Raw genomic sequence first — 26,988 nt, forward strand, 5'->3', positions numbered from 1 at the left:
TTTTGCGCCGGGTGGCCGCCCGGTCTCAGTCGAAGGAAATGGGCGACTGCTTGGCTCGGTTGACGTTGAGAGTGAAAACATCCGGCCGGGCGTAATGACCGCTTACATCGAATTTGCGGCGTGAAGCCCTGGCGGCATCCACGTCCACCGTCGCGACCAACAGCCCCTTTTCCTTCCTCATCGGGCCTGCGTGCAAACTGCCGAAGGGCTTGTAGACGACCCCATCGCCGGGATTGATCCACTCATTGTCGTCAGGGAAAAGCTCATCGCGATAGGGGAGACCCGCCGGCACATCGCTTGCCTCGAGCGACGTGGCACAGCCGAGGACCCAACACCCCCCTTCGCGCGCGATGTGCTGCATTGTCGCCAGCCAGGTATCGCCGCTGTCCCAGGTCGGTGCGCAATAGATGTCGATATTCTGGGCATAGAGCGCGAAACGCGCGAGAGGCATGTAGTTTTCCCAGCAGATCAGGGCGCCCACGCGCCCGACAGCGGTCTCGACGACCTTGAGGGTCGAGCCGTCTCCGAACCCCCAGACCATACGCTCCGGGTTTGTCGGCATCAGCTTTCGATGGTTGTTCAGAAGGGTTCCGTCGGCGTCGATGATCGCTGCGCTGTTGAACAGCGTGCTGCCGCTGACCGCTCCGTCCACCTCCTGATGGCCCATCACGACCACCATCGAATGTTCTTTTGCCGCTTCCTTTATCGGCGCAAGATCGTCTTTGCTGAGATTGATCGAATTGGCCTGCGAAAGCGCGAAGAGATCGTCGGTCTTCTTCATCCCTGCCCCCGGCGGGAGCCGCCAGACGAAAGTAGGGTAGCCCGGCAACCATGTCTCGGGAAACACGATCAGTCGGCACGCCTGAGAGGCCGCCTCGGCCACCAGTTCGACCGCTCGCTCCAGAGACGCCGTCTTGTTCATGTAGACCGGCGGTTGCTGTACGATAGCAATTTGCATGAGATCGTCCTCCCAATGGCTGTCCGGCGCGCGGCCATCAAAACGGAAGACGGTCAAGACGCCCCACTCCGTCCTCGGAGTGATGTTCGAGAATAGCACAAGACGCCCATCCACCGGAGAAAACCCGCAAGCATCCTTGGACCGCAGTGCCTCGCGATGTTGGCTCCGAGGGCAATGCCGCCCTTTGCGGGACGGATCGCAAACGCTCCCCCTTCCCTTTCCGGCCCATCGCGATAGCTTGTCGCCCGACCCAACAGGAGCCAGACATGCCCGATCAATATTTCGCCGAAGGCCCGGAAGATTTCCTCCCGCTGGAGGAGGTGCTTTCGATGTCGGGGCTCGAATACATCCGCAAGATGGTCTCTGGCGACGTCCCCTCGCCCACCGTGCAGAACCTGATGGCCTATCGGATCACCGAGGCCGAGGAAGGCCGCGTCACCTGTCGCGGCACGCCGGGGCACCCGCAGACCAATGGCTATGGCGGCATTCACGGCGGCTGGTATGCGATGATGCTCGATACGGTGATGACCTGCTCGGTGATCACTGGGCTGAAGAAGGGTCAGACGCAAACGACGCTCGAATTCAAGGTGAACCTGATCCGCGCGATCAAGCCCGGCACCGAGGTGATCGGCACAGGCCAGCTCGATCATATCGGGCGGTCAACTGGCGTCGCGCGGGGTGAGATCCGAGGCGCCGAGGACGGACGTCTCTACGCGACCGGCACCGCCACCTGTTTCGTCATGACGCCCGAGCTCTGAGGTCGGCGCGGACCCGCGCGCGAGGCGACGGATTTCGGGGCGCAGGATGCGCGGTCGGAAAATTGCGCGCGAGCCTTCGGGCAAAACGACGCTCTCATGCAGCCCTTCCGAGGGATCGCGACCGACGACACGCGGCGCACGCAGCCAGAACAGCTTACCCCACCCAGTCCATGTGCCGACGGACGGCGCATTCGGATCGCGCGGGAACTCCGCCTGCCAGCCGGGCGGCAGGCTCAAGCCCAGCGACTCGGCGCGTTCCAGCATCCACACGAGCGGAATATTGGCGAGCGGGCGGGCATCGCCGAAATGGCCAAGCATCCCGCCGACATCGCCATGCGCACCGCGAAACCAGCGCTGCTCGATCCGGGTCGCTGGGGCATCCGCCTCCGAAGCCCCCTCGTCGCTTTCCCACAAGAGCGGCTCCAGCACCGAGCGCCGCTCGTCGAGCGCGAGCGCCTGAAACCCGTGGCGCACGTGATCGCTCAGGTGGTGGTCGTGAAACCGCACGCGCTCTTCGCTGACGATCCAGAAGAACGGCACGCGGATGCCCAGCGCCTGCACCGTGTCGAAGGCGCCGACCATCTCGATCTCGACGTTCTCGTGGCACAGGCTGTTGCGAAAGCTTTGCAGGATGTCTGCGGGCGTCTCTTCCTCGTAATGGCGCCATGCGAGGCGGGTATTCCGCTCGATCGCATGTTCGGGACGCAAGAGACCAATCCGCCCGATCATCCCGGCCAGCGAGCGCGCCGCGAAGGCGCCCCGAGAATAGCCGATCAGGAAAATCCGGTCGCCCGGACGGTAGCGCATCGCGAGCCAGCCATAGGCGCGCGAGATCTGCTGGTTCACGCCCCAGCCGAACCAGACATCCGACATGTCGTGCCAGTCCCGCCAGCGCAGCCCGCGCCCGTAATAGACCGACACTTTCGGCGCGGCCCGGCGCAGGAAGCGATAGATCAGCCCGATCGAGGTGAGGCGGTCGGGCCGCAGCGAGCCGAGCGTCCCGTCGAGCAGCACAACATGATCCACCGGCCCGCGGCCTGCACCTGCTGCCGCGCGCGCCTCGGCCCGTTCCGGGCTGCGGCGACGCAGGGCAGAGATCACACGCTCGAAGAGACCGCGCATATCAGCGCTCCTCAGATAAGTTGGGCTTATACTATCCAATGTAGGATAAGTTTCTCTTATCTTCATGGGCAATCGCGGCAGTTTGTTGACCCGATCGTGCCCGCCGCGCTTTTTAGACCGGCGCGCACGGGGTTTTCCTTGTCGCCTGCGCGGGCTAAACAGCCCTCAAGCCGAGCCAAGGATGCCTGACATGACGATGGACAAGACTTTCGATGCCGCGAGCGCCGAGCCGCGGATCTACGCGAAATGGGAAGAGGCCGGAGCCTTCAAGGCCGGGGCCAACGCATCGCGCGACGAGACCTTCTGCGTAATGATCCCGCCGCCCAACGTGACGGGCGCGCTGCATGTGGGCCACGCCTTCAACAACACCGTGCAGGATATCCTCGTGCGCTGGCACCGGATGCGCGGTTTCGACACGCTCTGGCAGCCGGGTCAGGACCATGCGGGCATCGCGACCCAGCTGATGGTCGAGAAGGAACTGGCCAAGACCCAGCAGCCCAAGCGGGTGGAACTGGGCCGCGAGAAATTCCTCGAGAAGGTCTGGGAGTGGAAGGGCGAATACGGCTCGACCATCATCAACCAGCTCAAGCGTCTGGGCTCGAGCTGCGACTGGTCGCGCAACGCCTTCACCATGTCGGGCGCGCCCGGTGCACCGGAAGGCAACGAGGGCAATTTCCATGACGCCGTGATCAAGGTCTTCGTCGACATGTACGAGAAGGGCCTGATCTATCGCGGCAAGCGGCTGGTGAACTGGGATCCCCATTTCGAGACCGCGATCTCCGATCTCGAAGTGGAGAATATCGAAGTCGCCGGTCACATGTGGCACTTCAAATATCCGCTCGCGGGCGGCGAGACCTATACCTATGTCGAGAAGGACGAGGACGGGAATGTCCTCTTCACCGAAGAGCGCGACTACATCTCGATCGCGACCACCCGCCCCGAGACGATGCTGGGCGATGGCGCGGTTGCGGTGCACCCCTCGGACGAGCGTTACGCGCCGATCGTCGGCAAGCTTTGCGAGATCCCGGTGGGCCCGAAAGAGCACCGCCGCCTGATCCCGATCATCACCGATCAATACCCCGATCCCGAATTCGGCTCGGGCGCGGTGAAGATCACCGGCGCGCATGACTTCAACGACTACATGGTCGCCAAGCGCGGCGGCATTCCGATGTATCGCCTGATGGACACCAAGGGCGCGATGCGCACCGACGGGCTGTCCTATGAGGAATGCGCCGCCCGTGCGATGGACATCTCGAAAGGGGCCGAATTCACCGAGGCCGAGATCGACGCGCTCAACCTCGTGCCCGAGGAACTGCGCGGGCTCGACCGGTTCGAGGCGCGTGAGGCCGTGATCCGTCAGATCACCGAGGAAGGCCTCGCGGTGACGACCACGAAGACCGTCACCGATGACGAGGGCAACGAGACGGAAACCACCGTTCCCTACGTCGAAGACAAGCCGATCATGCAGCCCTTCGGCGATCGCTCGAAAGTGGTGATCGAGCCGATGCTGACCGATCAGTGGTTCGTCGATGCCGAAAAGATCGTGGGCAAGGCGCTGGATGCGGTGCGCAACGGCGACACGGTGATCATGCCCGAGGCCGGCGAGAAGACCTATTTCCACTGGCTGGAAAACATCGAGCCGTGGTGCATCTCGCGCCAGCTCTGGTGGGGTCACCAGATCCCGGTCTGGTACGGTCTGGACATGGACGCGCCCGATTTCCGCGATGACGAAGGCGACGGCACGATCGACCTTGTGGAGATGGGCCGCCTGCTCGTCGAGACCAAGATGGTCCATCGCGACGACCGCTATCACTGCGCCTCGGATTTCGAGAGCGTCATCGGCTGGTTCAAGGCGCAGAATGCCGAGCTGCCGACGCCGCTCAACGCCGCGCGCATCGTCGAGGTCGAAGACCGCCACAAGGCAATCGAAGTGCTCGCCGCGAGCCTCGCGCAATACGAGATGACCGAGGACCCGACGCAGCTCGTATATCCGGTCTGGCGCGATGCCGATGTGCTCGACACCTGGTTCTCGTCGGGGCTCTGGCCGATCGGCACGCTGGGCTGGCCCGAGGATACCGAGGAGATGCGCAAGTATTTCCCGACCGACGTCCTCGTGACCGGCTTCGACATCCTGTTCTTCTGGGTGGCGCGGATGATGATGATGCAGCTGGCCGTCATGGATCAGGTGCCCTTCCACACCGTCTACCTGCACCAGCTCGTCCGCGACGAGAAGGGCAAGAAGATGTCGAAGACGACGGGCAACGTGATCGACCCGCTCGAGATCATCGACGCTTACGGCGCGGATGCGCTGCGCTTCACCAATGCCGCGATGGCGGCGATGGGCGGCGTGCTGAAGCTCTCCGAGGAGCGCATCAAAGGCTACCGGAACTTCGGCACGAAGATCTGGAACGCGACGCGCTTCGCCGAGATGAACGGCGTGTTCGAAGGCCCGGTCGTGACCGAGATCCCGCAGCCCACCCACACGGTGAACCGCTGGATCATCGGCGAGACCGCGAAGATCCGCGAGCAGGTGGACGAGGCCTTCGCCGCCTACCGCTTCAATGATGCGGCGCTCGGGCTTTACGGCTTCGTCTGGGGCAAGGTCTGCGACTGGTATGTCGAGTTCGCCAAGCCGCTGTTCGACGGCGAGCATGCCGAGGAAACCCGCGCCACGATGCGTTGGGTTCTCGATCAGTGCTACACGCTGCTGCATCCGATCATGCCCTTCATCACCGAAGAGCTGTGGGAGCTGACCGCGCCGCAGGGCGACCGCGCGAAGATGCTCGTCCATGCCGACTGGCCGGATTACAAAGCCGCCGATCTGGTGGACGAGGCCGCCGACCGCGAGATGAACTGGGTGATCGAACTGATCGAGGCGATCCGCTCCTCGCGCACCCAGATGGGCGTGCCGGTGGGTCTGAAACTGCCGATGGTTCTGGCCGAAGCCGATGACGCCGCGCGTGCAGCGCTCGCCAATAACGAGGCGCTGATCTTCAAACTGGCGCGCATCGAGAGCATCACCGAGGCACCGATCCCGAAAGGCGCGATCTCGATCCCGGCGCAGGGCGCGCTGTTCGGGCTGCCGCTGGAAGGCGTGATCGACATCGCCAAGGAGAAGGCGCGTCTGGAGAAAGCTCTGGGCAAGATGGAGAAGGAAATCGGCGGCATGAAGGGCCGTCTGAACAATCCGAAATTCATCGCCAATGCCGATCCCGAGGTCGTCGTGGAAACCCGCGAGAACCTCGCGCGCGCCGAGGAAGAGGCCGAGAAAGTGCGTCAGGCCGTGGCGCGTCTGGCCGAGCTGGGCTGAAGAACCGGCGCGGCCCAAACAGTGTTTAGGGCCGCGCCCGACCCTTGGGTGGGCGCTTCAGGACATATGCGGTCATCGCTTTATCTCGAAAGCCCGCAAGTCACCCGTGCCCGCGCTGACATCGCCAATGCGCCCTCCCGGGGGGAGGGTCGGGCGCGGCCCGGGGCTGGTCGCCCCGCGCCATGAGCTGATCGGAGACCTTACTCCGACACTTCCTTCATCGTGAAGGCCACGCCCGAGGCGACCACGCAGATCCCCGCATAGACGATCAGCACCATTTCCGGCCCCGCCATCGCGAGCGCCGAGCTTGCCGCACCGAAAGCCAGCAGCATCACCCCCACGGTCGTGTTCGACACCGCCGTATAGGCCGCGCGGTCATCCTTGGGCGACATATCCACCAGATAGGTCGAGCGGCCCAGCCGCACCCCCTGATAGCCGATCATCAGCCCGAACAGCGCCACCGGCGAGGCCCAGATCGTGCCCATCAGCCCCGACCAGCCCAACACCACCGCCAGCGCCAGAAACGCGGCCGCGACCAGCCCGGTGAAGATCAGCACCTTGCGCGAGGAGCGATCCGCCAGCCGCCCCCAGATATAGGAGCTCAGCAGCGAGGCCAGCGCCGAGGCCAGCACCATCGCCCCCAGCGCCCCGAACCGGTTATCGCCCGCCTGAGCCGCGAGCAGCACGATATAGGGCGGCGCGAGCGCGGTCGGCAGCAGCAGCACCCGCGCGATCACGAACTTGCCCAGATCGGCGTCTTTCCAAAGCAGGCTCAGCTCGGACAGGCCGATGCTGCCCTTGTCTTCGCCCGGCTGGTCTTCCTCGCGCAGCGTCGAGAACAGCGCCGCCGCCGCCACCCAGAGCACGGCGGCCAGCGAGATCGCTCCGATCACGAGGCTCATCCGCTCCACCACCCCGGTCATCAGGACGATCGCGAACAGGATCACCCCGGCGGCTGAGACGCTCGTCGCGATCCCGGTCGTCGTGCCGCGCCGCGTCCGGTCCACGGTCTTGCCCAGCACATCCTTGTAGCTCACCGAGGACAGCGAGCGCGCAATCGCCAGCACGCCCAGCGCCACCAGCATCGCAAGCCCCGCGGCCATCCCCTGCATCGTCAGCGCGATCACCACGATCGCCGCCGCGGCCAGCCCCTGAATCAAACTCCCCGCCGCCCAGGCCCATTTGCGCTGCGGCATCTTGCGCACATGCGGCGCGGTAAACAGCTGCGGCAAAAGCGAGCCGGACTCGCGCACCGGCACCAGCCAGCTGACGAGCGCGGCGGGCGCGCCCACCGCCTGCATCAGCCAGCTCAGCACCAGTTTCGGATCGATTAGCCCGTCGGCCAGCTTGGTCATCGACAGCGAGCCGACATGACGCAGGAAACTGCCGGGTTCGTGCTGCGCCGCGCTGTCGCTGAGCTCTTTTACGTTCCCCGGCGCATCTCCGGTCAGGGTCTCGAACAGGGAGGTGGAAAAAGAGGTGTCGCTGGCGCTCATCGGCTGGCTTCCCAAACTTATGTCATTTCACGATATTACGCAGGGAAAAGCATTTGGCCCAGTCCCCGGTTCCGCCGCGATCGCGCCAACCGACGCGCCCTCTTGCCGCACCCGCGCTTTGCGCTTACGCCTGTAGCCATGACCGGACCCCGTTACACAAAACTGATCGACAGCCTTCCCGCCACCGTGCCTTTCGTCGGGCCCGAGGAACAGGAGCGCCGTGCCGGCCGCCCCTTCGCCGCGCGGCTGGGGGCCAATGAAAACGGCTTCGGCCCCTCCCCGCGCGCGATTGCCGCGATGGCGGCGGCAGCGGGCGATGTCTGGAAATACGGCGACTCGGCCAGTTTCGATCTGCGCGCGGCGATTGCCGAGCATCACGGGGTCGCAGTCGAGAACGTGCTGGTCGGCGAAGGGATCGACGGGCTTCTGGGATATCTGTGCCGTCTGGTGATCGAACAGGGCGACGCGGTCGTGACCTCGGACGGGGCCTATCCGACCTTCAACTACCATGTGGCGGGCTTTGGCGGGGTGCTGCACAAGGTGCCCTATGCCGATGACCACGAAGACCCGCAGGCGCTGATCGCGAAGGCGGCGGAGGTGGGAGCGAAGCTCGTCTATATCGCGAACCCCGACAATCCGATGGGCACCCATCACCCGCGCGAGACGATCGAGGCGATGATCGAGGCGGTGCCCGAAGGCACGCTGATGGTGCTGGACGAGGCCTATGTGGAATTCGCCGAAGACGGGACCGAGGCGCGCATCAAAGCCGACGATCCCCGCGTGATCCGGATGCGCACCTTCTCGAAGGCGCATGGGATGGCAGGCGCGCGTGTGGGCTATGCTTTGGCCGCGCCCGAGCTGATCGCGGCCTTCGACAAGATCCGCAATCATTTCGGCATGTGCCGCATCTCTCAGGCGGGCGCGCTGGCCGCGCTGCAGGACAAAACTTGGGCCGCCTATATGCGCCTTCTGGTGGCAGGCGCGCGCGACCGGATCGACACCATCGCGCGCGAGAACGGGCTGACCACCCTGCCCTCGGCCACGAATTTCGTCGCCATCGACTGTGGGCAGGACGGTGAGTTTGCGCGGGCCGTGCTGCGGGAACTCGATGCGCGCGGCGTGTTCGTGCGGATGCCTTTCGTCGCGCCGCAAGACCGCTGCATCCGGGTTTCGGTCGGGCCAGACGCCGAACTCGACGCGCTCGCTGCGGCCCTGCCCGACGCGCTGGAAGCCGCCCGCCCGCGCTGATCGGGGCACCCTCTCGAACACAATTCCGCCGATGAGATCGGCGAAAAAGCACCGGCCTCAGCGCATCTCGCCGCAAGGTGAGTTGCGCCGACTCGGGGGCGCTCCCATGTTTTGCTCAACAACAGGAGCAGACCCATGAGCCGCAAGACTCGCAACGCCCGTATCGCAATGCTTAGCCCGCTGGCCTTTGCCTTGGCCTTCGGCGCTTATGCAGGCATGACCCAATCCAGCCGCGAGATGAAGCTCTCGACCTCGCGCACCGAAGCCCCGCAAGTGTCGCGCGAAGCCTCGGAAGAGGTCGAACAGCTCACCGACTGGCTGGAGCGTCACGGTCAGGCCTGACCGGCGCCTTTCGCGATAGCCCCCGCCGCCGCGGCGATGCCGCCGGGGTTGTGCGGGATTTTCAGCGCCTGCATCCCGGCCTCCATCGTCGCCAGCGCGCCCAGCGTCATATGGGCGTTCACATGGCCCATATGGGCGACTCGCAGGAAATCGTTGGCCTCGGGCGTGCCGGGTTCGGCCATCCCGAGCCCGATACCCAGCGTCACCCCCGCCTCGCGTTCGAGCCAGCTGCGCAGCCGCTGGGCATTACCGCCGCCGATCCGCGCCGCCGTCACCGAATGGGCGCGATGGGCCGGGTTCGCGATATTGAGCGCGATGTCACCCTCCTGCCCCCAGGTCTCGAAAGCGGCCCAGACGGCGGAGGCGAGCGTCGCGTGACGCGCCCAGATATGGGTCAGCCCCTCTTCCTCGAGGATCATCTTGAGCGATTCATCGAGGCCGAAGAGGTGATGGGTCGGCGAGGTCCCCCCGAAATACTGATAGACCATCTCGGGGAAGGCGCGCGGCTGCCAATCCCAATAGGGCGTGACCAGATCGGCCTCGCGGCTGGCGGCCAGCGCCTTGTCGGAGAACCACACGAAGCCCAGACCCGGCGGCACCATCAGGCCCTTCTGGCTGGCGGCGACCATCACGTCGACGCCCCAGTCATCCATCCGGAACTCGTCGCAACCGAGCGAGGCGATACAATCGACCATCAAGAGCGCCGGGTGGCCCGCCGCGTCGATCGCCGCACGGATCGCCGGCACGTCATTGACCACCGAGGTCGCGGTATCGACATGGGTGAGCAGCACGGCCTTGATCTCGTGATCCTTGTCGGCCCGCAGCGCCTCTTCGACGCGGGCCGGATCGGCCGGTGCCTTGATGCCGAATTCCAGCCGCTCAACCTGAACGCCCATCGTGGCCGCGTTGCGCGCCCAGATATTGCCGAAGCGCCCGGTCACGAGGCTCAGCGCCTTGTCGCCGCGTGAGAACACGTTGGAGATCGACGCCTCCCAGGCCCCGTGCCCGTTGGCGATATAGATCGCGACATGGGACGAGGACATCGCCACCCGACGCAGGTTCGCCGCGACCCTAGCCGCGATCTCCTCGATCTCGCCTTCATAGATATTGGGCGCGGGACGATGCATCGCGGCCAGAACACGGTCAGGCATCGTCGAGGGGCCGGGAATGGCGAGGTAGGGGCGACCTTGGGCAAGGCTCATCGGGTATCTCCGTCTGGCACAACGGACAATCGGTAATCCCGCCCGCGCGCCGCGTCAATCTCGCGCCCGGCTTGCACGCGCCCCCTATCTCGCGGTACTTCACGGGCTTAACCGCGCGCCGACAGGCGCGCCTATCGCATGGTGCCTCGTGGCCAAGACTGCAAACCCTTACACGTCGAAACACCTCGCAGGCCGGATGTGGCGCGACTATCTGCGCAAGCACCTGCCGATGATCGGCGTGTCGATGGTCCTTCTGATGATCGAAGGCTCGACGCTGGGCGCGCTGAGCTGGATGCTCAAGCCGCTCTTCGACAAGGTCTTCGTGCAGGGCGAGAGCGAGTTGATCTGGTGGGTCGGCGCCGCGATCTTCGGGCTGTTCCTGATCCGCGCGACGACCTCTGTGGCCTCGCGTACGGTGATGACGAGCGTCTCGCTGCGCACTTCGAGCGATATGCAGACCGATCTCTTCCGCCACATGCTGCGGCTCGACCAGCACTTCTATCAGGCCAACCCGCCCGGCGCGCTGATCGAACGGGTTCAGGGCGACACCGCCGCCGTGCAGAACGTGTGGAAGATCTTCATCTCCAGCACCGGGCGCGATGCGGTTTCGCTGATCTCGCTGTTCGCCGTGGCGGTCGCCATCGATCCCGGCTGGACGCTGGGCGCGGTGATCGGCGCGCCGCTCCTGATCCTGCCGGTCGCGATGGCGCAACGCTATATCCGGCGCAAGACCCGCCAGATGCGCGAAAGCTCGTCCGAGCGCGCGACCCGGCTCGACGAGGTCTTCCACGGCATCGCCGCCGTGAAGCTCAACGGGATCGAGGAATACCAGGCGGGGCGTTTCTCCCGACTGGTGAACGAAGTCCGCGTGGCGCAGATCAAGACCACCTTCATCTCGGGCCTCGTGCCCGCGATGATCGACATCATCACCGGTCTGGGCTTCTTCGTGGTCCTGATCCTCGGCGGCCAGCAGATTCTGGCGGGCGAGCGGTCGGTCGGCGATTTCATGTCCTTCTTCACCGCGATGGCGCTGGCCTTCCAGCCGCTGCGCCGCCTCGCGAATTCAGCGGGCGCATGGCAAACGGCGGCGGCGAGCCTCGAGCGGATCTATCGCCTGTTCGATACGCAACCCGCGATTACCTCGCCCGCGCAGCCTGCCGCCCTGCCCGAGACCACGCGGATCGAGTTCGACGACGTGCATCTGCATTACGGCGACAAGCACGTCCTGCGCGGTCTCAGCTTCGTTGCCGAACCCGGCCAGACCACCGCGCTTGTCGGCCCCTCGGGTGCGGGCAAGACCACCGTGTTCAACCTGCTAACCCGGCTCGTCGATCCCGATAGCGGGCGCATCACGCTGGGCGGCACGCCGCTGAACGATCTCGGCCTTGCCGAACTGCGCCAGCATTTCTCGACCGTGTCGCAGGATTCCGCGCTGTTCGACGAAACGATCCGCGAAAACGTTCTGCTCGGGCGGCAGGAGGTCGATCCCGACCATATCCAGACCGCGCTCGAAGCGGCTCATGTGACGGAATTCACCGACCTTCTGCAAAACGGCATCAATACCGGCGCAGGCCCGCGCGGCTCGGCGCTCTCGGGCGGGCAGCGCCAGCGGGTCGCCATCGCGCGCGCGGTGCTGCGCGACGCGCCGATCCTGCTGCTCGACGAGGCGACCTCCGCCCTCGACACCGTCTCCGAGGCCAAGGTCGCGCAGGCACTGGCGGACCTGAGCCAGGGCCGCACGACGCTGGTGATCGCCCACCGCCTGTCAACCGTGCGCAATGCCGACAAGATCGTCGTGGTGGTCGAAGGTCAGGTCGTGGAACAGGGCACGCATGACGAGCTGCTGGCCAAGAACGGGCCCTATGCGGGGCTGTGCCGGATGCAGCTTCTCGATTGAGTTGGCATTCCCGTCCCGGCTGCCTACATGGGCGGGGAAAGGAGACCTCCATGGCCGAGCGCATTCTCTACGAGATCACCGGTGCGGATCGCGAGCACTTCCTGCAAGGGCTGGTGACGAACGACGTGAGCCACGTGAAAGACGGGCTGGTTTATACCGCCCTGCTGACGCCGCAGGGCAAATACCTTGCTGATTTCTTCCTGCTGGCGCGGGGCGAGGCGATCGTGCTCGATATCGACGCCAGCATCGCCGAGGCGACGATCAAGCGGTTGGGCATGTACAAGCTGCGTGCGGATGTCGCGATCGCCCCCTCGGAGCTGAATGTCTATCGCGGCACCGGACCGGCGCCCGAGGGCGCACTGGCCGATCCGCGCCATCCCGACATGGGCTGGCGGCTCTACGGGGACGAAGCGGGCGATGACGGCACCGATTGGGACGCGATCCGGGTTGCGCATTGCATCCCTGAGACCGGTGTCGAACTGACCCCCGACACGTTCATCCTCGAGGCCGGGTTCGATCGGTTAGCCGGCGTGGATTTCCGCAAAGGCTGCTATGTCGGCCAGGAAGTCACCGCGCGGATGAAGCACAAGACCGAGCTGCGCAAAGGCTTCGTCACGGTCGATGTCAAAGGTCCCGCCGCGCCGGGAACCGAGATCACCTCGGACGGGCGCAGCGTCGGGCGTCTTTTCACCCGTTCGGGCGATCGCGCGATCGCCTATCTGCGCCTCGGACGCGCAACGGGCGAGATGTCGGCGGGTGACGCATCGGTCACTTATTTATGACCAACGAGGATCAAATGTTTCAAAAAGCGCAAGCCCCGCGGCTGCGTTTTGCGAGACATCGTGACGCGCAAGAAACGGCAGAGAAAATTCTTCGTATATCGAATGATTTCCCACTGCCGTCCTCGCGAAAATAAGAAGCATTTTCTGATGCTTACGCGGCATATTCGGCTTTTTGAGGTTCGCACTTTGCGAATACCTGCCCTTGAATTTCGTCAGCGCGCCCTTAATTCGCGTCAAGTGCGATCCCTTTCAGGGGGGCAGGTTTTGACGACGGGCAAGGGTGCCATGCGCATAGCGCATAGCTGCCATGTGACCCAAGGCATATCGAATCGGGGGCCGAACGGCCTAGATGGCCCTCACGCCAGGAAACGCAAGAGCAATAACAAAGGACGGAAGAATGCGCGATTTCGTTGACGGCTCGGCCTTCAATTACGAGCAGGGCCAACGAGCCCGCAAACTGTTCGCCGCTGTGGTTCTCGCGGCGCTGGATGATGCGATTGCAGACGACAAGAAATACGGCAACGGTCCCGAGCAGATCGCCCGCTGGGCACGCTCGCGCGATGGTCGTGAAGTTCTGTCCTGCGCCGGCATCGATCCGAACGAGCGCGTCGTCCGGGGTTTGATGGAATTCGTCGGCAAAGGTGTCCGCACGTCGGTCGCCCTGTCGCGCGAAGAAAGCGAACGCCGTCTCGCCGCGATTTCGGATGAGCACGAGGCCGAAGCCGCCTGATCCTGTCAGGTGCCACGGCGACAGTTGGATACACAAAACGGCGCGTCCGTCGGGGCGCGCCGTTTTGAATTTCTGGGGCTTGTCTTCGGTAGCAGTCTAAGCCGCGTCTTGGGACCGTGCCTTCGATTTGGCGTTGTTTGCGACTGCGCGCGGCATGGTGGGGCAGCCAACACGTCGCGCCCGCGACGGGCCGTGGCACAGTCCCGAATGGGAAAGGTCAGTCCAGATCGCGGCTCATCAGCGCGCGCTGCACTTCGCGACGCACCATCTTGCGCAGGTTACGCGTGATCTTCGCGCCGAGCGCGCCCTGGAGCTCTTCGCGCAGCAGCGACGAAACGAGCTGCCGAAGCTGGGTCTCGGTCATCGATTGCGCCAGCGGATGCAAGGCGGCATCGGGCTGGTCCGACGTGGACGCAAGCTCGGCCTCGAGCGCGGCGATCTCATCAGCCTCGAAATCTTCCTCGAGCGTCGCACGCAGCTCCGCATAGCTGGAGGTCCGCGGCTCCGGCTCAGGGGCACGCGCCCCGGCATCACTGAGATGCAGGCGACGCGGCGGCGTGTCCGCCTCCGGGTCGCTCGCCTGCATGAACGCGGATGCACTGTCAGTGTCGTCGCCCATCTCCGGCGTGAGATCTTCCCAATCCTGCACTGCGGTGGCGTCCTGCAGCGGCTCAGGCTCCGCCTCGGCCCCCGGCGGCACGTCGAAGCCGATCACGGCCTCGGTCGCGAGGGGTTCATCGTCGGTGCTGATGGCTTCCGGCTCGATCTCTGCGGGAGCGGCGTCATCGAAATCGAGCCCCGCCAGAGGGTCATCCTCGGCGGACGTATCGTTCTCGGCGCTCTCCAGCATATCGGCGGCAGCGTCCGCGTCACCGTCCGACGCGCCGGCTTCCGGCGCTTGGGGCGCGACGAAACCGGCCACGTCTTCCCACTCGGCGCTGGTGAAGGTCCGCTCCGGATCGGCGCCCTGATCCCAAACCGGCGTAAAACTTTCGGGTAGTTCGGTCAGCGGCGCGGTGCCTGCCGGTTCGAACCTGTCGCCCGTCTCGGATTCATAATCGGAACCATCGCGCGCCACTTCTGCCTCAAGCTGGGCGAGCGAGCCCTCCAGCCGCTTGAGCTCATCGTCAAAGCTGCTCTGCGGCAGCTCCGCTTCCGACGGCCAGGGCTCCGCCTCGGCATCATCGAATTCGGGTTCAAAATTCTGCGGCTTGCGACGCGCCTCGGACAGCGGTGCGGGCTCCGCCGACTCGGCGGGCGCCTCCGACAGATCGGCCGCGTCATCCTGCGCCGCCTCGGCTTCCTCTTCCGCAGAAACACCCGGCGCGGACCATTCGAGATCGTGGATATCGCCTTTCGGTTCCGCCTGAGTGTCCGACACGAGATGCGCGGGCGTCAAAACCAGCGGATCGGGCGTCGAGCCCTCCCCTTTCGAGGTCGGATAGCTCTCGGCCACACGCGGGCTGTCCTGCGACACCAGTCGCCGGATCGATGCCAGCACATCTTCGATTTCGGGTCTGGGTCGCGTATCAGCCATGATCACTCCATCCTGCAGCGCGCACGCGCGCCTGTCCAGCCGTGACGGACCCGAAACTGCGAGGGACACCCGGAGGCTGCGATGCCTGCGCCACATCGGCGCGGCAGGCGGGCCCAAAAGCCCGCCGAAACACCGTTCGGTCGTTACTGGCCGATGGCCTTGAGCACGCGATCAAGACGCTTGCCCTGCGGGCTGAGCGTGAGGGGCGCGGAGCGGACCGAGTTGTAATAGGCCGCGGGATCATAGGTCGGAATTCCAAGCTTCAGGTTTTCTACCGTCAACAGACCCATAGCGGACAAAAGTTGATAATAAGCTACCTGCAGAGTGGCCGCCGCGTCGATCCGGCCCGCCTGCGCATCCAGCAGGTCCTGTTCGGCCGAGAGCACGTCGAGCGTGGTGCGCGCGCCCAGAAGCGCCTCTTCCTTGACGCCCTGATAGGCGGTGCGCGCTGCGCTGACCTGCTGGTCGTAAGCCGAAATCTGCGCCTTCGCGATATCGATCGCCGCCCATGCGTTGGCCACGTTCTGCGAGACCGTCACGCCGGCCTGGCTCAGCTGCGCGCGGGCCGATTGATCGTTCGCCACGGCCTGACGCTGCGCTGACATCAGCGCGCCACCCGAATAGAGCGTCTGGTTCAGCTCGATCCCGGCGGATTGCGTCTGCACGCCCTGCTCTTCCTGTCTCAGGCCAAGCGAACCGGTGATTCTCGGCAGGCGATTGGCGCGGGCGTAATCCACGCCGAGGTCATAGACCGCGACCGTGTGCTGCAGCTGCTTGATGCTCGGATGGGTGCGCAGCGCGATGTCGCGCGCCGCATCGAGCGAGCCCGGCAGAGACGGACGCTTCGGGAAGGCCGCGAGGTTGCTCGGATAATGGCCGGTCGCCGCCTTGTAGGCTTCGCGTGCGGAGCGCAGGTTGCCCTGTGCCGCAGCGAGCGAGGCGCGGGCGGATGCGAGCTGCGCCTGTGCGAGCGACACGTCGGTCTTGGTGACTTCGCCCACTTCGAACCGGTCGTTCGAGGCCTTGAGTTCTTCGTTCAGGACGCGCGCCGAATTCTGGTTGATGGCGACCTGCTCGGAGGCCGATTTCACGTCCGAATAGGCCTGGATCGCCGACAGCAGCACGTTTTGCTCGACCGAACGCAGACCCTCGCGGGTGGCCAGAACGGTCTCTTTCTTCATCGAGACATTGAGCTTGTTGCGACCGAAATCGAACAGCGTCATCGACGCGCCGAGCGAGGTCGAGGCGCTCTGCGAGATCGCCCCCGTCGCGTCGGAATTGAGGTAGTCGTAGCTCGCGGTCCATTGCAGGACCGGGCGCAGATTCGCGACGGCTTGCGCAACGTCTTCATCGGCGGCCCGCAGCGCGGCCCGGTTCTGCTCCAGCAGGTTCGAATTGCGATATGCCGAAACCAGAGCGTCAGCGAGCGTCTCTGCCCCTGCCGCGACCGGCCCAAAAGCGGTTGCCGCGACCAAAGCGGTCAAAGTCAGTGTCTTGCGCAGCATCGAATATCCCTCGTTTCCAGTACCGCCGCAGATGCAGGTGTCCCTCTGCCGCCGGGCGCGATTGCTTCAAATTCTACCGGCTCAGCGCCCGATTGCATATCCTGCAAAACAGCTAGCCTATTCGATGTGCTCCTCAGAGCACGAATTCACGCGGCTTCACGAACCCCTGGAGGACAGGTGCGGTGCCATTGAAAAGATCGCGCCAGCTCATCGCACCGTCGATCTTGTAACCGATCCGAGCGACCCCGAGAGCGCCTTCCATGAAAATCGCGGTGATCCGGCCGCCTTCCTTGAGCTGCTCGATCAGCGCGGCGGGAACGGTTTCGACCGCCCCTTCGATCAGGATCGCGTCATAGGGGCCGTGCTGGGCCGCGCCATCGGTCAGCGCGCCGGTGACGACGGCGACATTGTCGGACCCAGCCTCTGCCAGCGCAGACTCTGCCTGCGAGGCCATCTCTTCCTCTTCGAGCGCGACGACCGCCTCGGCCATCCGCGCGATCACGGCGGAGGAATAGCCGAGCCCCGCGCCCACATCGAGGACCAGATCGTCGGGCTGGATGTCGAGCGCATCGAGCATCTTCGCGAAATTGCGCGGCTCGAGCAGGACGCGGCCCGGCGCCAGTTCGAGGTTTTCCCCGATATAGGCGGCTTCGCGCTTGGCCGCGGGCACGAATTGCTCGCGCGGCACATGCAGCATCGCCGCGATGATCGGGAATTTGGTCACATCGCTGGGACGGACCTGCGTGTCGACCATCATGGTGCGGCGCGTAGCGAAATCTTGCATGTCGAGAACTCTTCGGTAGCAAACCCTTGTGGCCGGTTTTGCCACAGAAGCAGGGTCTGAGCAAGTTGTGCGAGAGGGCCTTCGGACCTGCCCTTGCGCTCAGAGCCGACGTCGCCTGCGCACAATGCATCGTGGGTGCAACTCACCTCTTGCGCGGGCGCTTCCGATACCGTATCTCACGCCAACACCACGGCGGCGAGTTGGCGGAGTGGTGACGCAGCGGATTGCAAATCCGTGTACACCGGTTCGATTCCGGTACTCGCCTCCACTACTTAGCCGAAAATCGGGGCTCTGGTTTACAGGTTGGTTTACAGGACCAACCCGACAGTCGGCTTTTCTGCTGACATTTCAGATGACCAATCGTGGCCTGACGCCATGTTAGGCGGGGTTTGGAGTGAGGCGGAAAACGCCGCGATCGACTTCCAAGGGGCGCGCGAGCCCGTTCTGCATGAACTTTCCCGGTGCGGTGTATTGCCACGCGATCCGGCGCTCGGAGCGCCACTGGGACCAGGCACTGCAAACGCCCCCTCAGCGCTCTCAAGAGAGGCGATAGCCTATTCGGGCCAAGCACCTGCCTGCCCCGAAGCCTTCGCGCAAAAGATCATTCCGCGACGAGTTCGCCGTTTTCGATCTGCTCACGCTCGATCGACTCGAAGAGCGCCTTGAAGTTACCTTCGCCGAACCCGTCATCGCCCTTGCGCTGGATGAATTCGAAGAAGATCGGCCCGATCACCGTCTTCGAGAAGATCTGCAGCAGGATCTTCGTCTCGCCGCCGCCAAGGACACCTTCGCCGTCGATCAGGATACCGTGCTTCTTCATTCGCTCGACCGGCTCCTCGTGCCCGGTCACGCGGTCATGGCTCAGCTCGTAATAGGTCTCGGGCGGGGCCGGCATGAAGCGGATGCCGCGATCGGCGATCGCGCCGGCCGCCTCGTAGATGTCGCGCGCGCCCACGGCGATGTGCTGGATGCCCTCGCCCTTGTATTTCTTGAGATAAGAGACGATCTGCCCGGTCTCGCCGCGATCCTCGTTGATCGGGATGCGAATCCGCCCGCAGGGCGAGGTCAGCGCCCGGGAATAGAGACCGGTATATTTCCCCTCGATATCGAAGAACCGGATCTCGCGGAAATTGAACAGATCGCCATAGAAGTTGAACCACTTGTCCATGTTGCCCTTGAAGACATTGTGGGTCAGGTGGTCGAGGTAATAGAAGCCCACGCCTTTCGGCTTCGACGTCTTCAGCCAGTCGAATTCCGCGTTATAGGGTGAGGTGTCGTAATATTGGTCGGTGAAATAGATCAGGCTGCCGCCGATCCCCTTGATCGCGGGCCAGTCGACTGTCTTGTCGGCCCCTTCATATGGCTCCGCACCGTTCTTCACCGCGTGATCGAAGGCGTGCTGCGCATCGACAACGCGCCATGCCATCGAGGGTGCGCAGGGCCCGTGCTCCTCCACGAAACGGGCCGCGAAACTGTCGGGGTCGGCGTTGAGAACGTAGGTGATGTCGCCCTGCTGCCAAAGCTCGACCGGCTTGGATTTATGGCTGGCGACATGCTCATAGCCCATCTTCGCGAAAAGATCGCGCAGCTCTTGCGGATCGGGATGGGCGAATTCGACGAATTCGAACCCGTCCGTGCCGGCGGGGTTCTCCTCGGTGATGGTCGATTGCGGGGCATCGTGCGGGAACGGTCCCATGAGTCTCTCCTCCTGTTTGCGCTGCGAAGAGGATAGCCCGGGACGGATGCTCGTTCCGCGCGAAGTCGCGCATATAATCCCTAAGATTTGCGGGAATATTGCACCTTCTTACAAATGGGCGCAAACTTCCCGCATGATCGACGATATCGACAAACGCCTGCTCGCGGAATTGCAGCAGAATGCACAGCTGACCTCGCAGGATTTGAGCGAGCGACTGAACCTGTCACCAAGTCAGGTGGGACGCAGGCGGCAGCGGCTCGAGGCCGAGGGGCTGATCCGCGGCTATGGCGCGCGGCTCGACGCGGCGCGGCTTGGGCTTGCGGTTCAGGCCTTCGTGCAGGTGCAGATGCTGCGCCACGGGGCGGAGTCCGCGCAACAATTCTCGCGCCTCGTCTCCTTGCAGCCCGAGATAACCTCGGCCTGGACCCTTACCGGGGAGGCCGATTATCTGCTGCGGGTCTATTGCGCGGATCTGGCCGCGCTGCACCGGCTGATCCACGACGTGCTGCTGGCCCACCCTGCCGTCGCACGGGTGCAGAGCCAGATCGTCATGCATCAGTTCAAGCAGGATGCGCCATTGCCGATCTGATTGCGGAGCGCACTCTGGAACGTCATGTCATCACACGTGACCCCGGGCCCGCCTGCACGCGCCGTCAGCCGAGAGTGAGCCCCTTGCGCAGGGCGATCAGGTCGATGTCACGTGAGACGAAGACGGCACCGGCCTCGAGCGCACGCTGATAGACCTCATCGTCGGTGGTGAGAATACCCGGCGGCAGGCCCGCGGCGCGGATGCGCGCGATCGCGTCGAGCACCGCCGCAGTGGTCTCGGGGTGCGAAGGCTCGCCCGGATGCCCAAGTGAGGCCGCCAAATCCGCAGGCCCGACGAAAATCCCGTCCACCCCGGGCACGGCGGCGATCTCCTCGAGATTGGAGAGCCCCTCGACACTCTCGATCTGTACGACGAGACAAATCTCTTCCCGGGCGATCTTGTGGTAACCGGGAATCTTGGCGAAGCGCGTGGCGCGGTTCATGCCGGAAACCCCACGCATGCCCTGCGGCGGATATTCGACCGCCGCCACCGCCGCGCGTGCCATCTCTGCATCGTGCACCATCGGCACGAGGATCGTCTGCGCGCCGAGGTCGAGTATTTTCTTGATCTCCGCCGCGTCGAGGGATCCGGGCCGCACGATCGGCGAAACAGGATAAGGGGCCACCGCCTGCAACAGCGGCAAGACACTGCGCGCATCGAGCGCCGAATGCTCGGTGTCGAACATCATCCAGTCGTAACCGCAGCCAGCGATCAGCTCGGTGGCAAGCGGGTCGCTCATCGTGCACCAACAGCCACGCTGGACCTCGAAGGCTTTCAGCGCCGCTTTGAACGAATTTCTTGGCAGATCGACCATCGTGATTTTCTTCCTTATTGACCTCGGCACCCGCGGAACGGACGCGCGGGGCCGTCCGTAAAAGGTGCTTGAGCTTATTCGAAACGGACGCCGATCGCACCTCGCGAACAGCAATCCGCCGGACTGGCATGACCTGCCGCCTCAATCGAAGGCGATGGACACGTCCCCGAAAGCGCCGAAATCGGCCTCGATCCGGGTCCCCGGGGGGCACTCGATCGGTGCGATGAACGACCCCGACAGGATCACCTGCCCCGCCTCGATCCGCTGGCCGTACTGGCCCATTCGCCGCGCCAGCCAGACAAGCCCCTGCGCTGGATCGTCCAACACCGCCGCGCCTAGCCCGGTCGTCTCGACCTCGCCATCCTTGCGCAGGATCGCTCCGGTCCAGCGCAGATCAACCCGAGATGGATCGTGACGCGCCTCGCCCAGCACGATCCCCGCATTCGCCGCATTGTCCGACACGGTATCGACGATCACACGCGCCTGCCCGGTCGCGGGATCGGCGCGCAGAATGCGGGTGTCGAGGATCTCCAGCGACGGGGTCACGTAATCGGTCGCGGCCAGCACCGCCGCGCGATCCGCCGTAGCGTCGAGCGGCGCTTTCATGACGAAGGCGATCTCGGCTTCGACTCGCGGCTGGATGAAACGCCCGGCAGGCACCGTCGCCCCGCTGGCAAACAGCATATCGTCATAGAGCACGCCAGAATCCGGCGTGTCGATCTTGAGCGCGGCCTGCATCACCTTCGAGGTCAGCCCGATCTTCCAGCCAAGGATCGAACGTCCCGCCGCCAGCTTGCGCGCCATCTGCGCCGACTGGATTGCATAGGCGTCGTCCAGCGTCATGCCGCGATGGCGCAGGCTCAACAGCCCGATCTGTTTACTCGCTTCTTCGGCGGCCAGCAGGTCATCGGCGGCCTGCGCGATCTGATCGGAGCTCAGCATGTCGGCTCATCCGCAACGGTGTTGCGCAGCAGGCCGATGCCTTCAGCCTCGACTTCGATCACGTCGCCCGGTTGCAGCCAGATCGGAGGATCGAACCGCGCCCCTGCCCCGGTCGGCGTGCCGCACACGATCACGTCGCCCGGCACCAGCGTCGTGAAAGTGGATACGTAATTCACGATATAGCGGAAATCGAAGATCATCCGACCTGTGCGATCGTTTTGGCGAACCTCGCCATTCACGCGCGTGGTCAGCTCGATATCGTCCAGCTGGGTCGCGTCGCGGAACGGCACCAACCACGGGCCCATCGCGCCGGAGCGGTCCCAGTTCTTGCCCTGCGTTACGTTGAATTTCGCATGGCGCACCCAGTCGCGGATCGTGCCCTCGTTGCACAGGGTCAGCGCGGCGATGTGATCGTAGGCGTCTTCCTTCGCGATCCGGCGCCCCGCCTTTCCGATCACGATCACCACCTCGCCCTCGTAGTCGAGCTGCGGGCTTTCCGGCGGACGGATCAGCGGCTGGCCATGCCCGGTGAAGCTGCGCGGGAAGCGGATGAACATCGACGGATAAGGCGGCGCGGCCTGCCCGTCTTTGTATTCGGCGTTTCGGTCGGGAAAGTTCACCCCGATACAGATCAGCTTTTCCGGAGCCGCCATCGGGATCAGGAACTCGACCTCGTCGATGCGATAATCAGACGCGCGGCCCTCCGCCGCCGCGATCACCTCTTCCAGCGCGCCGGCCTCTATGACCTGCTGAAGGGTCGCGAACCGCGCGCCGAACTCTGGAGTGAGATCCACGATGCCGCCATCCTGCACCACGCCGTAGCGATCCGTGCCACCGATGCGAAACGCCGCGATGCGCGGCAGTGCCAGAGTCATGACAGTCCCTCCTGTGAAAGTCCCAGCCCGTCGAGAATGGCGCTATAGGCGATGTCGATATCGGATTCGCTCATCGCAAAGGACCCGGCCTGAAAGCGGATCGCAAGCCGGTTGCCGACCCGCGTTTGGGTGAGATAGATGCGCCCGTCATCGTTGATCGCGCTCACATGCGAGATCGTGTCGTCATCCGATGCGCCCGCCCGGCGAAACGAGAACAGCGACAGCACCGGGGCGGTCACGATCTCAATGCCCGGGGTCCCAGCCAGCCGGTCATGCAACATCCCCGCCCAGCGAACGTGATCGCGGATCATCGCGCGCAGCCCCTCAAGCCCATGAAAGCGCAGCAGGAACCACAGCTTGAGCGCGCGGAAACGGCGTCCCAGCGGTACGGACCATTCGGAATAGTTGACGATCCCGTCGCGACCATGGGTCTTGAGATACTCGGGCTGGATCGCCAGCGTGCGCACCAGCATCTCGGGGTCGCGAATGAAATGGGCCGAACAGTCGAAGGACGCGCCCAGCCATTTATGCGGATTGAAGACGACGGAATCCGCACCCTCGATTCCGGCCCAAAGCGTGCGGAACTCCGGACAGATCATTGCAGAACCGGCCCACGCTGCATCGACATGGATCAACAGATCATGGGCATGCGCGACCGCCACCAGTGCTCCGATATCGTCGCATGCCCCGGTGCTGGTCGCCCCCACGCAGCCGATTACCCCAGCGGGCTGATACCCGGCCGCCAGATCCGCGCGGATCGCCGCCTCCAGCGCTTCGGGCGGGAGCGCGCCGCTGCGCGGATCGGCGGGCAGTTTCACAAGGTTGTCCTGCCCGATCCCCGCGATCCAGATCGCCCGGTCAATCGAGGAATGCACCTGATCCGAGCAGTAGATCCGCAAGCGCGGCGCTTGGCTGAGCCCCGCGCGATTGCCCTGCCAGTCCAGCGCACGCTCACGCATCATCAAGACCGCCGCCAGCGTCGCAGACGAGGCGCTGTCCTGAATGACGCCCGAGAACGCTTCGGACAGCCCCAGCGCGTCGCGCAGCCATTCCATCATCCGGGTTTCCAGCTCGGTCGCCGCCGGAGAGGTCTGCCAGAGCATGCATTGCGCGGCCATAGCGGTGACCAGATATTCCGCCACCACCGACACGGGGGCTGCATTGCTGGGAAAGTAAGCGAAGAAGCGCGGATGCTGCCAATGGGTCATGCCCGGCTCGATCAGGCTCTCGAACTCGTCAAAGATCCGCTCCATTTCGCAGCCGGTTTCGGGCGGCTTGGGCGGGATCGCGCGGTAGATCTCGCCGGGCGTCGTGCGCGCGCGCACCGGGCGGGCATCGAGTGTTTCGCGATATTTCACACCCCATGACGCCGCGCGCCGCGACCATGTCTCGAAGTCCTGAACATCCATCCTGTTTCTCCTGCAAGGGCTTGCGTGCGGGGACCCGCTCACGGCGCGATGATCGGAGTGGCCTTCATGTCGCTGGCGACCGGCTCGACATCTTGGAACAGCGAGCCATGCTCGAACCACGAGCGCGGCGCGGGCGCCCCCCACAGCGTCTGGCGCTGCGGGTCCTTCAGGTCCCAGCGGATCGCCTCGAGATCGGGATCCACGGTCTGATAATCCGAGCAGTAGATCTCGATCCGGTGACCATCGGGATCGAGGATATACAGGAAGAAAGCGTTCGAAATGCCGTGACGGCCCGGCCCGCGCTCGATATTGGCGACATAGCCGGTGGTCGACATCAGATCGAGCAGATCGATGATGTTGAGCGGCGTCGGCACCCAGAACGCGGTGTGATGCAACCGCGGACCAAGCCCGTTCGTGAAGGCGATGTCATGCACCCCGCCCTTGCGATGGGTCCATGCCGCCCAAAGCCGTCCGCTCTCTTCATCTTCGGTATATTCGGTGACGCGGAAGCCGATGCGATTGTAGAATTCGACCGCCTTATCGACATCGCTGGCAAAGCAATTGAAATGGTCGATCCGGAGCGGCTTCACGCCGTGATAGAGCGCGTATTTCTGGTGGATCGGTTCCAGACGGTCCATCTGGAAATAGAACTCGATCGGCATTCCGAAACAGTCATGGGTGCGCAGGGTGCGGCCCTGATAGGGGCGCTCGACCCATTCGACCGAATGCCCCTCGGACTTGAACCAGTCATGCGCCTTGTCCAGCTCGCCCTCGTCGAAGAGCTTGAAGGCGAGCGAGCGCACATTGGCCTCGGGCGTCTTGACCAGAACGACCGAGTGATGCCCGCGCTCTTCCATCGCACGAAGAAAGATATGACGGTCGTCCTCGTCGGTCACCTGAAGCCCCAGCGTATCGACATAGAAGGCGCGGCTGGCGGCCAGATCGGTCACGCCGAAGACGACATGGCTGAGGCGGATGATATTGAACGGCGGATACAGGTTCGGGGCCGGAATGGGCATGTCTCGCTCCCTTGAGGAAAGATCGGGGCGGCCTCCTCCGACCGCCCGCTGTCGTTAGCCGAGGCGCGGCACGCGATGCGCCTGACGCGGGAAGGAAACGTTGACCGTCTCCATGTAGAAATCGAAGGACCAGTCACCGCCATCGCGGCCGATACCACTGGCCTTCACGCCGCCGAAGGGGCTGGGCAGATGGCGCACGTTTTCCGAATTCACCCAGATCATGCCCGCCTCGAGCGCGTCGGTCATCCGCATCGCGCGGTCCAGATCGGCGGTCCACAGATAGGCGGCCAGCCCGTAATCGACGTCATTGGCCAAGGCGAGCGCTTCGTCTTCGTCGGCGAAGGGGATCGCGGTCAGCACCGGGCCGAAGATTTCTTCCTGCGCGATGGTCATATCGTTGCGGGCCTGCGTGAACAGCGTGGGCGCGACGTAACAGCCCTGATCGCCGACTTTCTCGCCGCCGGTCGCGATCGTCGCGCCTTCCTTGCGGGCGGTCTCGAAATAAGACAGCACCTTGGCCTCGTGCTCGGGATGGATCAGCGGCCCCACCACCGTTTCCGGATCGAGCGGATGGCCGACCTTGATATTCGCCGCCACCTTGGCGACGCGCTTGCAGACCTCGTCGTAAATGCTCTCCTGCACGAGAAGCCGCGAAGACGAGGTGCAGCGTTCGCCGTTGAGCGAGTAGATCATAAAGCTCGCGGCATCGACGGCACGGTCGATATCGGCATCGTCGAACACGATCACCGGGTTCTTCCCGCCGAGCTCGAAATGCACGCGCTTCAGCGTCGCCGCCCCCTGCGCCATGATCATCGAACCGGTGCGGCTTTCGCCCACAAAGGCAATCGCCTTGATGTCGGGATGTTCGGTCAGCCGCTTGCCCGCATCCTCACCATAGCCGTTCACGAGATTCAGAACCCCTTTCGGCAGCCCCGCCTCTTCAGCGATCTCGACCAGCAGCTTTGCGGTCATCGGCGAGAATTCGGCCGGTTTATGCACCACCGTGCAGCCAGCCGCCAGCGCCGGGGCGATCTTCCAGGTGGACAGCATGAAGGGCGTGTTCCACGGGGTGATGACGCCCACGGGGCCGATCGGGCGGCGCGAGGTCACGTTCATCTGCGTCGCGTTGCGCAGAGCCTGACCATCCTCGGCCGCCGGGGCCTTGTCCGCAAAGAACCGGAAATTGGCCGCGCCACGCAGTGCCGCTTTCGACATGAAGCGCAGCGCCTGCCCAGTATCGAGACATTCGGTGAAGGCGATGCGCTCGGCATTCGCCTCGATCGCCTCGGCGACTTTGATCAGGATTTTGCGGCGGTCCGCTCCGGGCATCTTGCTCCAGGTCTTGAACGCGTCTTTCGCGGCGGCGACCGCGCGGTCGATATCCTCGGCTCCGCCTTTCGCGACCTTTGCCAGCGGCTTCAGATCGACGGGCGAAAGCGTCTCGAACGTGGCACCGGATGCGGCCTCGACACTTTCACCTCCGATGTGATTGCGCACGCCGGTTTGCGCGAAATGCGCGATATAGCCTTCGGCACGGCGCAGGTTTTCCGTCAGATCGGTCATCACTTACCCTTGGCTCGGCCCGACAGGCGGGCGTGAATCGGTGTCTGCTTCCAGCTCAGCTCCGGGTCGATCACCCGGATTTCGAGCGAGAGCGCGAAATGTTCGGTGGCCAGCGGACCGGCAAACGCGGTCTGGGCGGCGGCAAAAATCGCATCCCCCCCCGCGCGCAAGATCGCCGTGTCGCGCCCCGCCCCCACTGAAAGCGTCAGTGCGGCGAAATCGTTTTCCGGCAGCCCGTCGGCCACGATCGCATGATCGGCGCAATAGGCGCGCACCCGAATTCCGGCCACCGGGAACAGACCACATTCGACCATCGCGGCATGCAGTGCATGGCAGACCGCCGAGATATCGACGCGCTCCGCCAGCCCTGCGGAATATTCGATCTTGAGATGCGGCACGATTCTCCTCCC

23 protein-coding genes and 1 tRNA gene are annotated in these 26,988 nt (G+C 64.3%); 9 read left to right on the top strand and 15 right to left on the bottom strand.

The annotated features are described in order from the left end of the window. Positions 1–25: 25 nt before the first annotated feature. Positions 26–1,015 (bottom strand): carbon-nitrogen hydrolase family protein, encoded by a 990-nt coding sequence (locus AXZ77_RS16900; RefSeq protein ID WP_255266535.1) that lies wholly within the window; start codon positions 1,013–1,015, stop codon positions 26–28. A gap of 209 nt (positions 1,016–1,224) precedes the next feature. Here AXZ77_RS16900 and AXZ77_RS16905 point away from each other — a divergent pair, with 209 nt between their 5' ends. Next, complete coding sequence (locus tag AXZ77_RS16905; protein ID WP_098412039.1) at positions 1,225–1,716, top strand: PaaI family thioesterase; 492 nt, start codon at positions 1,225–1,227, stop codon at positions 1,714–1,716. Here the strand turns inward: AXZ77_RS16905 and AXZ77_RS16910 are convergent. Then, positions 1,618–2,838, bottom strand: a complete 1,221-nt coding sequence (locus tag AXZ77_RS16910; RefSeq protein ID WP_098412040.1) for a DUF2235 domain-containing protein — start codon at positions 2,836–2,838, stop codon at positions 1,618–1,620. The genes AXZ77_RS16905 and AXZ77_RS16910 overlap by 99 nt on opposite strands. A gap of 190 nt (positions 2,839–3,028) precedes the next feature. Between AXZ77_RS16910 and AXZ77_RS16915 the strand changes: the two genes are divergently transcribed. After that, positions 3,029–6,148, top strand: a complete 3,120-nt coding sequence (locus tag AXZ77_RS16915) for a valine--tRNA ligase (protein WP_098412041.1) — start codon at positions 3,029–3,031, stop codon at positions 6,146–6,148. Positions 6,149–6,348: 200 nt separating this feature from the next. Here AXZ77_RS16915 and AXZ77_RS16920 read toward each other — a convergent pair whose 3' ends face one another. Next, positions 6,349–7,644, bottom strand: a complete 1,296-nt coding sequence (locus AXZ77_RS16920; RefSeq protein ID WP_098412042.1) for an MFS transporter — start codon at positions 7,642–7,644, stop codon at positions 6,349–6,351. Between the two features lie 138 nt (positions 7,645–7,782). Between AXZ77_RS16920 and AXZ77_RS16925 the strand changes: the two genes are divergently transcribed. Together AXZ77_RS16925 and AXZ77_RS16930 are read left to right on the top strand one after the other, a co-directional pair. Further along, complete coding sequence (locus tag AXZ77_RS16925; protein ID WP_098412043.1) at positions 7,783–8,892, top strand: pyridoxal phosphate-dependent aminotransferase; 1,110 nt, start codon at positions 7,783–7,785, stop codon at positions 8,890–8,892. A 135-nt stretch (positions 8,893–9,027) separates the two neighbouring features. Beyond that, positions 9,028–9,234, top strand: a complete 207-nt coding sequence (locus AXZ77_RS16930; protein ID WP_078542284.1) for a hypothetical protein — start codon at positions 9,028–9,030, stop codon at positions 9,232–9,234. Here AXZ77_RS16930 and AXZ77_RS16935 read toward each other — a convergent pair. Beyond that, positions 9,225–10,436 carry an alanine--glyoxylate aminotransferase family protein gene (locus AXZ77_RS16935; RefSeq protein ID WP_098412044.1) on the bottom strand — a complete coding sequence of 404 codons (1,212 nt, stop codon included), beginning with the start codon at positions 10,434–10,436 and terminating at the stop codon, positions 9,225–9,227. The two genes, AXZ77_RS16930 and AXZ77_RS16935, sit on opposite strands and share 10 nt — an antisense overlap. 196 nt (positions 10,437–10,632) lie before the next feature. On the opposite strand from AXZ77_RS16935, the gene AXZ77_RS16940 reads away from it, so the two are divergent. From AXZ77_RS16940 to AXZ77_RS16950, 3 genes are all read left to right on the top strand, one after another. Next, positions 10,633–12,333: an ABC transporter ATP-binding protein gene (locus AXZ77_RS16940; protein WP_098412045.1), complete on the top strand. Its 1,701-nt coding sequence runs from the start codon at positions 10,633–10,635 to the stop codon at positions 12,331–12,333. 50 nt (positions 12,334–12,383) lie between these two features. After that, on the top strand, positions 12,384–13,115 hold the full coding sequence (locus tag AXZ77_RS16945) for a folate-binding protein YgfZ (RefSeq protein ID WP_098412046.1): 732 nt from the start codon (positions 12,384–12,386) through the stop codon (positions 13,113–13,115). A 397-nt stretch (positions 13,116–13,512) separates the two neighbouring features. Beyond that, positions 13,513–13,845 carry a DUF6280 family protein gene (locus AXZ77_RS16950; RefSeq protein ID WP_075773874.1) on the top strand — a complete coding sequence of 111 codons (333 nt, stop codon included), beginning with the start codon at positions 13,513–13,515 and terminating at the stop codon, positions 13,843–13,845. A gap of 217 nt (positions 13,846–14,062) precedes the next feature. Here the strand turns inward: AXZ77_RS16950 and AXZ77_RS16955 are convergent, their stop codons facing one another. The 3 genes from AXZ77_RS16955 to AXZ77_RS16965 all read right to left on the bottom strand — a co-directional run bounded on the left by AXZ77_RS16955 (position 14,063) and on the right by AXZ77_RS16965 (position 17,671). Continuing rightward, a complete protein-coding gene (locus AXZ77_RS16955) occupies positions 14,063–15,382 on the bottom strand; it encodes a hypothetical protein (RefSeq protein WP_098412047.1) in 1,320 nt (439 codons plus the stop codon). 143 nt (positions 15,383–15,525) lie between these two features. Beyond that, complete coding sequence (locus AXZ77_RS16960; protein ID WP_098412048.1) at positions 15,526–16,887, bottom strand: TolC family outer membrane protein; 1,362 nt, start codon at positions 16,885–16,887, stop codon at positions 15,526–15,528. A gap of 133 nt (positions 16,888–17,020) precedes the next feature. Continuing rightward, positions 17,021–17,671, bottom strand: a complete 651-nt coding sequence (locus tag AXZ77_RS16965) for a protein-L-isoaspartate O-methyltransferase (protein ID WP_098412049.1) — start codon at positions 17,669–17,671, stop codon at positions 17,021–17,023. Positions 17,672–17,865: 194 nt separating this feature from the next. Between AXZ77_RS16965 and AXZ77_RS16970 the strand changes: the two genes are divergently transcribed. Further along, positions 17,866–17,939: transfer RNA gene (locus tag AXZ77_RS16970), tRNA-Cys, on the top strand. A 333-nt stretch (positions 17,940–18,272) separates the two neighbouring features. On the opposite strand, the gene hppD is transcribed toward AXZ77_RS16970, so the two are convergent. Further along, positions 18,273–19,367 carry a 4-hydroxyphenylpyruvate dioxygenase gene (hppD, locus tag AXZ77_RS16975; protein WP_098412050.1) on the bottom strand — a complete coding sequence of 365 codons (1,095 nt, stop codon included), beginning with the start codon at positions 19,365–19,367 and terminating at the stop codon, positions 18,273–18,275. A 133-nt stretch (positions 19,368–19,500) separates the two neighbouring features. Between hppD and AXZ77_RS16980 the strand changes: the two genes are divergently transcribed. Continuing rightward, a complete protein-coding gene (locus AXZ77_RS16980) occupies positions 19,501–19,956 on the top strand; it encodes an Lrp/AsnC family transcriptional regulator (RefSeq protein WP_098412051.1) in 456 nt (151 codons plus the stop codon). A gap of 64 nt (positions 19,957–20,020) precedes the next feature. On the opposite strand, the gene AXZ77_RS16985 is transcribed toward AXZ77_RS16980, so the two are convergent. The 7 genes from AXZ77_RS16985 to AXZ77_RS17015 form a co-directional block, all read right to left on the bottom strand. Further along, positions 20,021–20,770 carry an HpcH/HpaI aldolase/citrate lyase family protein gene (locus AXZ77_RS16985; protein WP_098412052.1) on the bottom strand — a complete coding sequence of 250 codons (750 nt, stop codon included), beginning with the start codon at positions 20,768–20,770 and terminating at the stop codon, positions 20,021–20,023. 141 nt (positions 20,771–20,911) lie between these two features. Next, positions 20,912–21,712 (bottom strand): 2-oxo-hepta-3-ene-1,7-dioic acid hydratase, encoded by an 801-nt coding sequence (locus AXZ77_RS16990; protein WP_098412053.1) that lies wholly within the window; start codon positions 21,710–21,712, stop codon positions 20,912–20,914. Continuing rightward, complete coding sequence (locus AXZ77_RS16995; RefSeq protein WP_098412054.1) at positions 21,706–22,587, bottom strand: fumarylacetoacetate hydrolase family protein; 882 nt, start codon at positions 22,585–22,587, stop codon at positions 21,706–21,708. The genes AXZ77_RS16990 and AXZ77_RS16995 overlap by 7 nt, the downstream gene beginning before the upstream one ends. Continuing rightward, positions 22,584–23,996: a pyridoxal-dependent decarboxylase gene (locus AXZ77_RS17000; protein ID WP_098412055.1), complete on the bottom strand. Its 1,413-nt coding sequence runs from the start codon at positions 23,994–23,996 to the stop codon at positions 22,584–22,586. The genes AXZ77_RS16995 and AXZ77_RS17000 overlap by 4 nt, the downstream gene beginning before the upstream one ends. A 38-nt stretch (positions 23,997–24,034) precedes the next feature. Further along, complete coding sequence (gene hpaD / locus AXZ77_RS17005) at positions 24,035–25,015, bottom strand: 3,4-dihydroxyphenylacetate 2,3-dioxygenase (protein ID WP_078542327.1); 981 nt, start codon at positions 25,013–25,015, stop codon at positions 24,035–24,037. A 54-nt stretch (positions 25,016–25,069) separates the two neighbouring features. Beyond that, positions 25,070–26,578, bottom strand: coding sequence for a 5-carboxymethyl-2-hydroxymuconate semialdehyde dehydrogenase (gene hpaE, locus AXZ77_RS17010; protein WP_098412056.1), 1,509 nt, complete (start codon positions 26,576–26,578; stop codon positions 25,070–25,072). After that, the gene (locus AXZ77_RS17015) at positions 26,578–26,976 is read right to left on the bottom strand and encodes a 5-carboxymethyl-2-hydroxymuconate Delta-isomerase (RefSeq protein WP_098412057.1); all 399 of its coding nucleotides are present in this window, start codon (positions 26,974–26,976) and stop codon (positions 26,578–26,580) included. Before AXZ77_RS17015 ends, hpaE begins: the two co-directional genes overlap by 1 nt. Positions 26,977–26,988: the final 12 nt, after the last annotated feature.

The organism is Thioclava sp. ES.031, from assembly GCF_002563775.1.
Taxonomy (GTDB): domain Bacteria; phylum Pseudomonadota; class Alphaproteobacteria; order Rhodobacterales; family Rhodobacteraceae; genus Thioclava.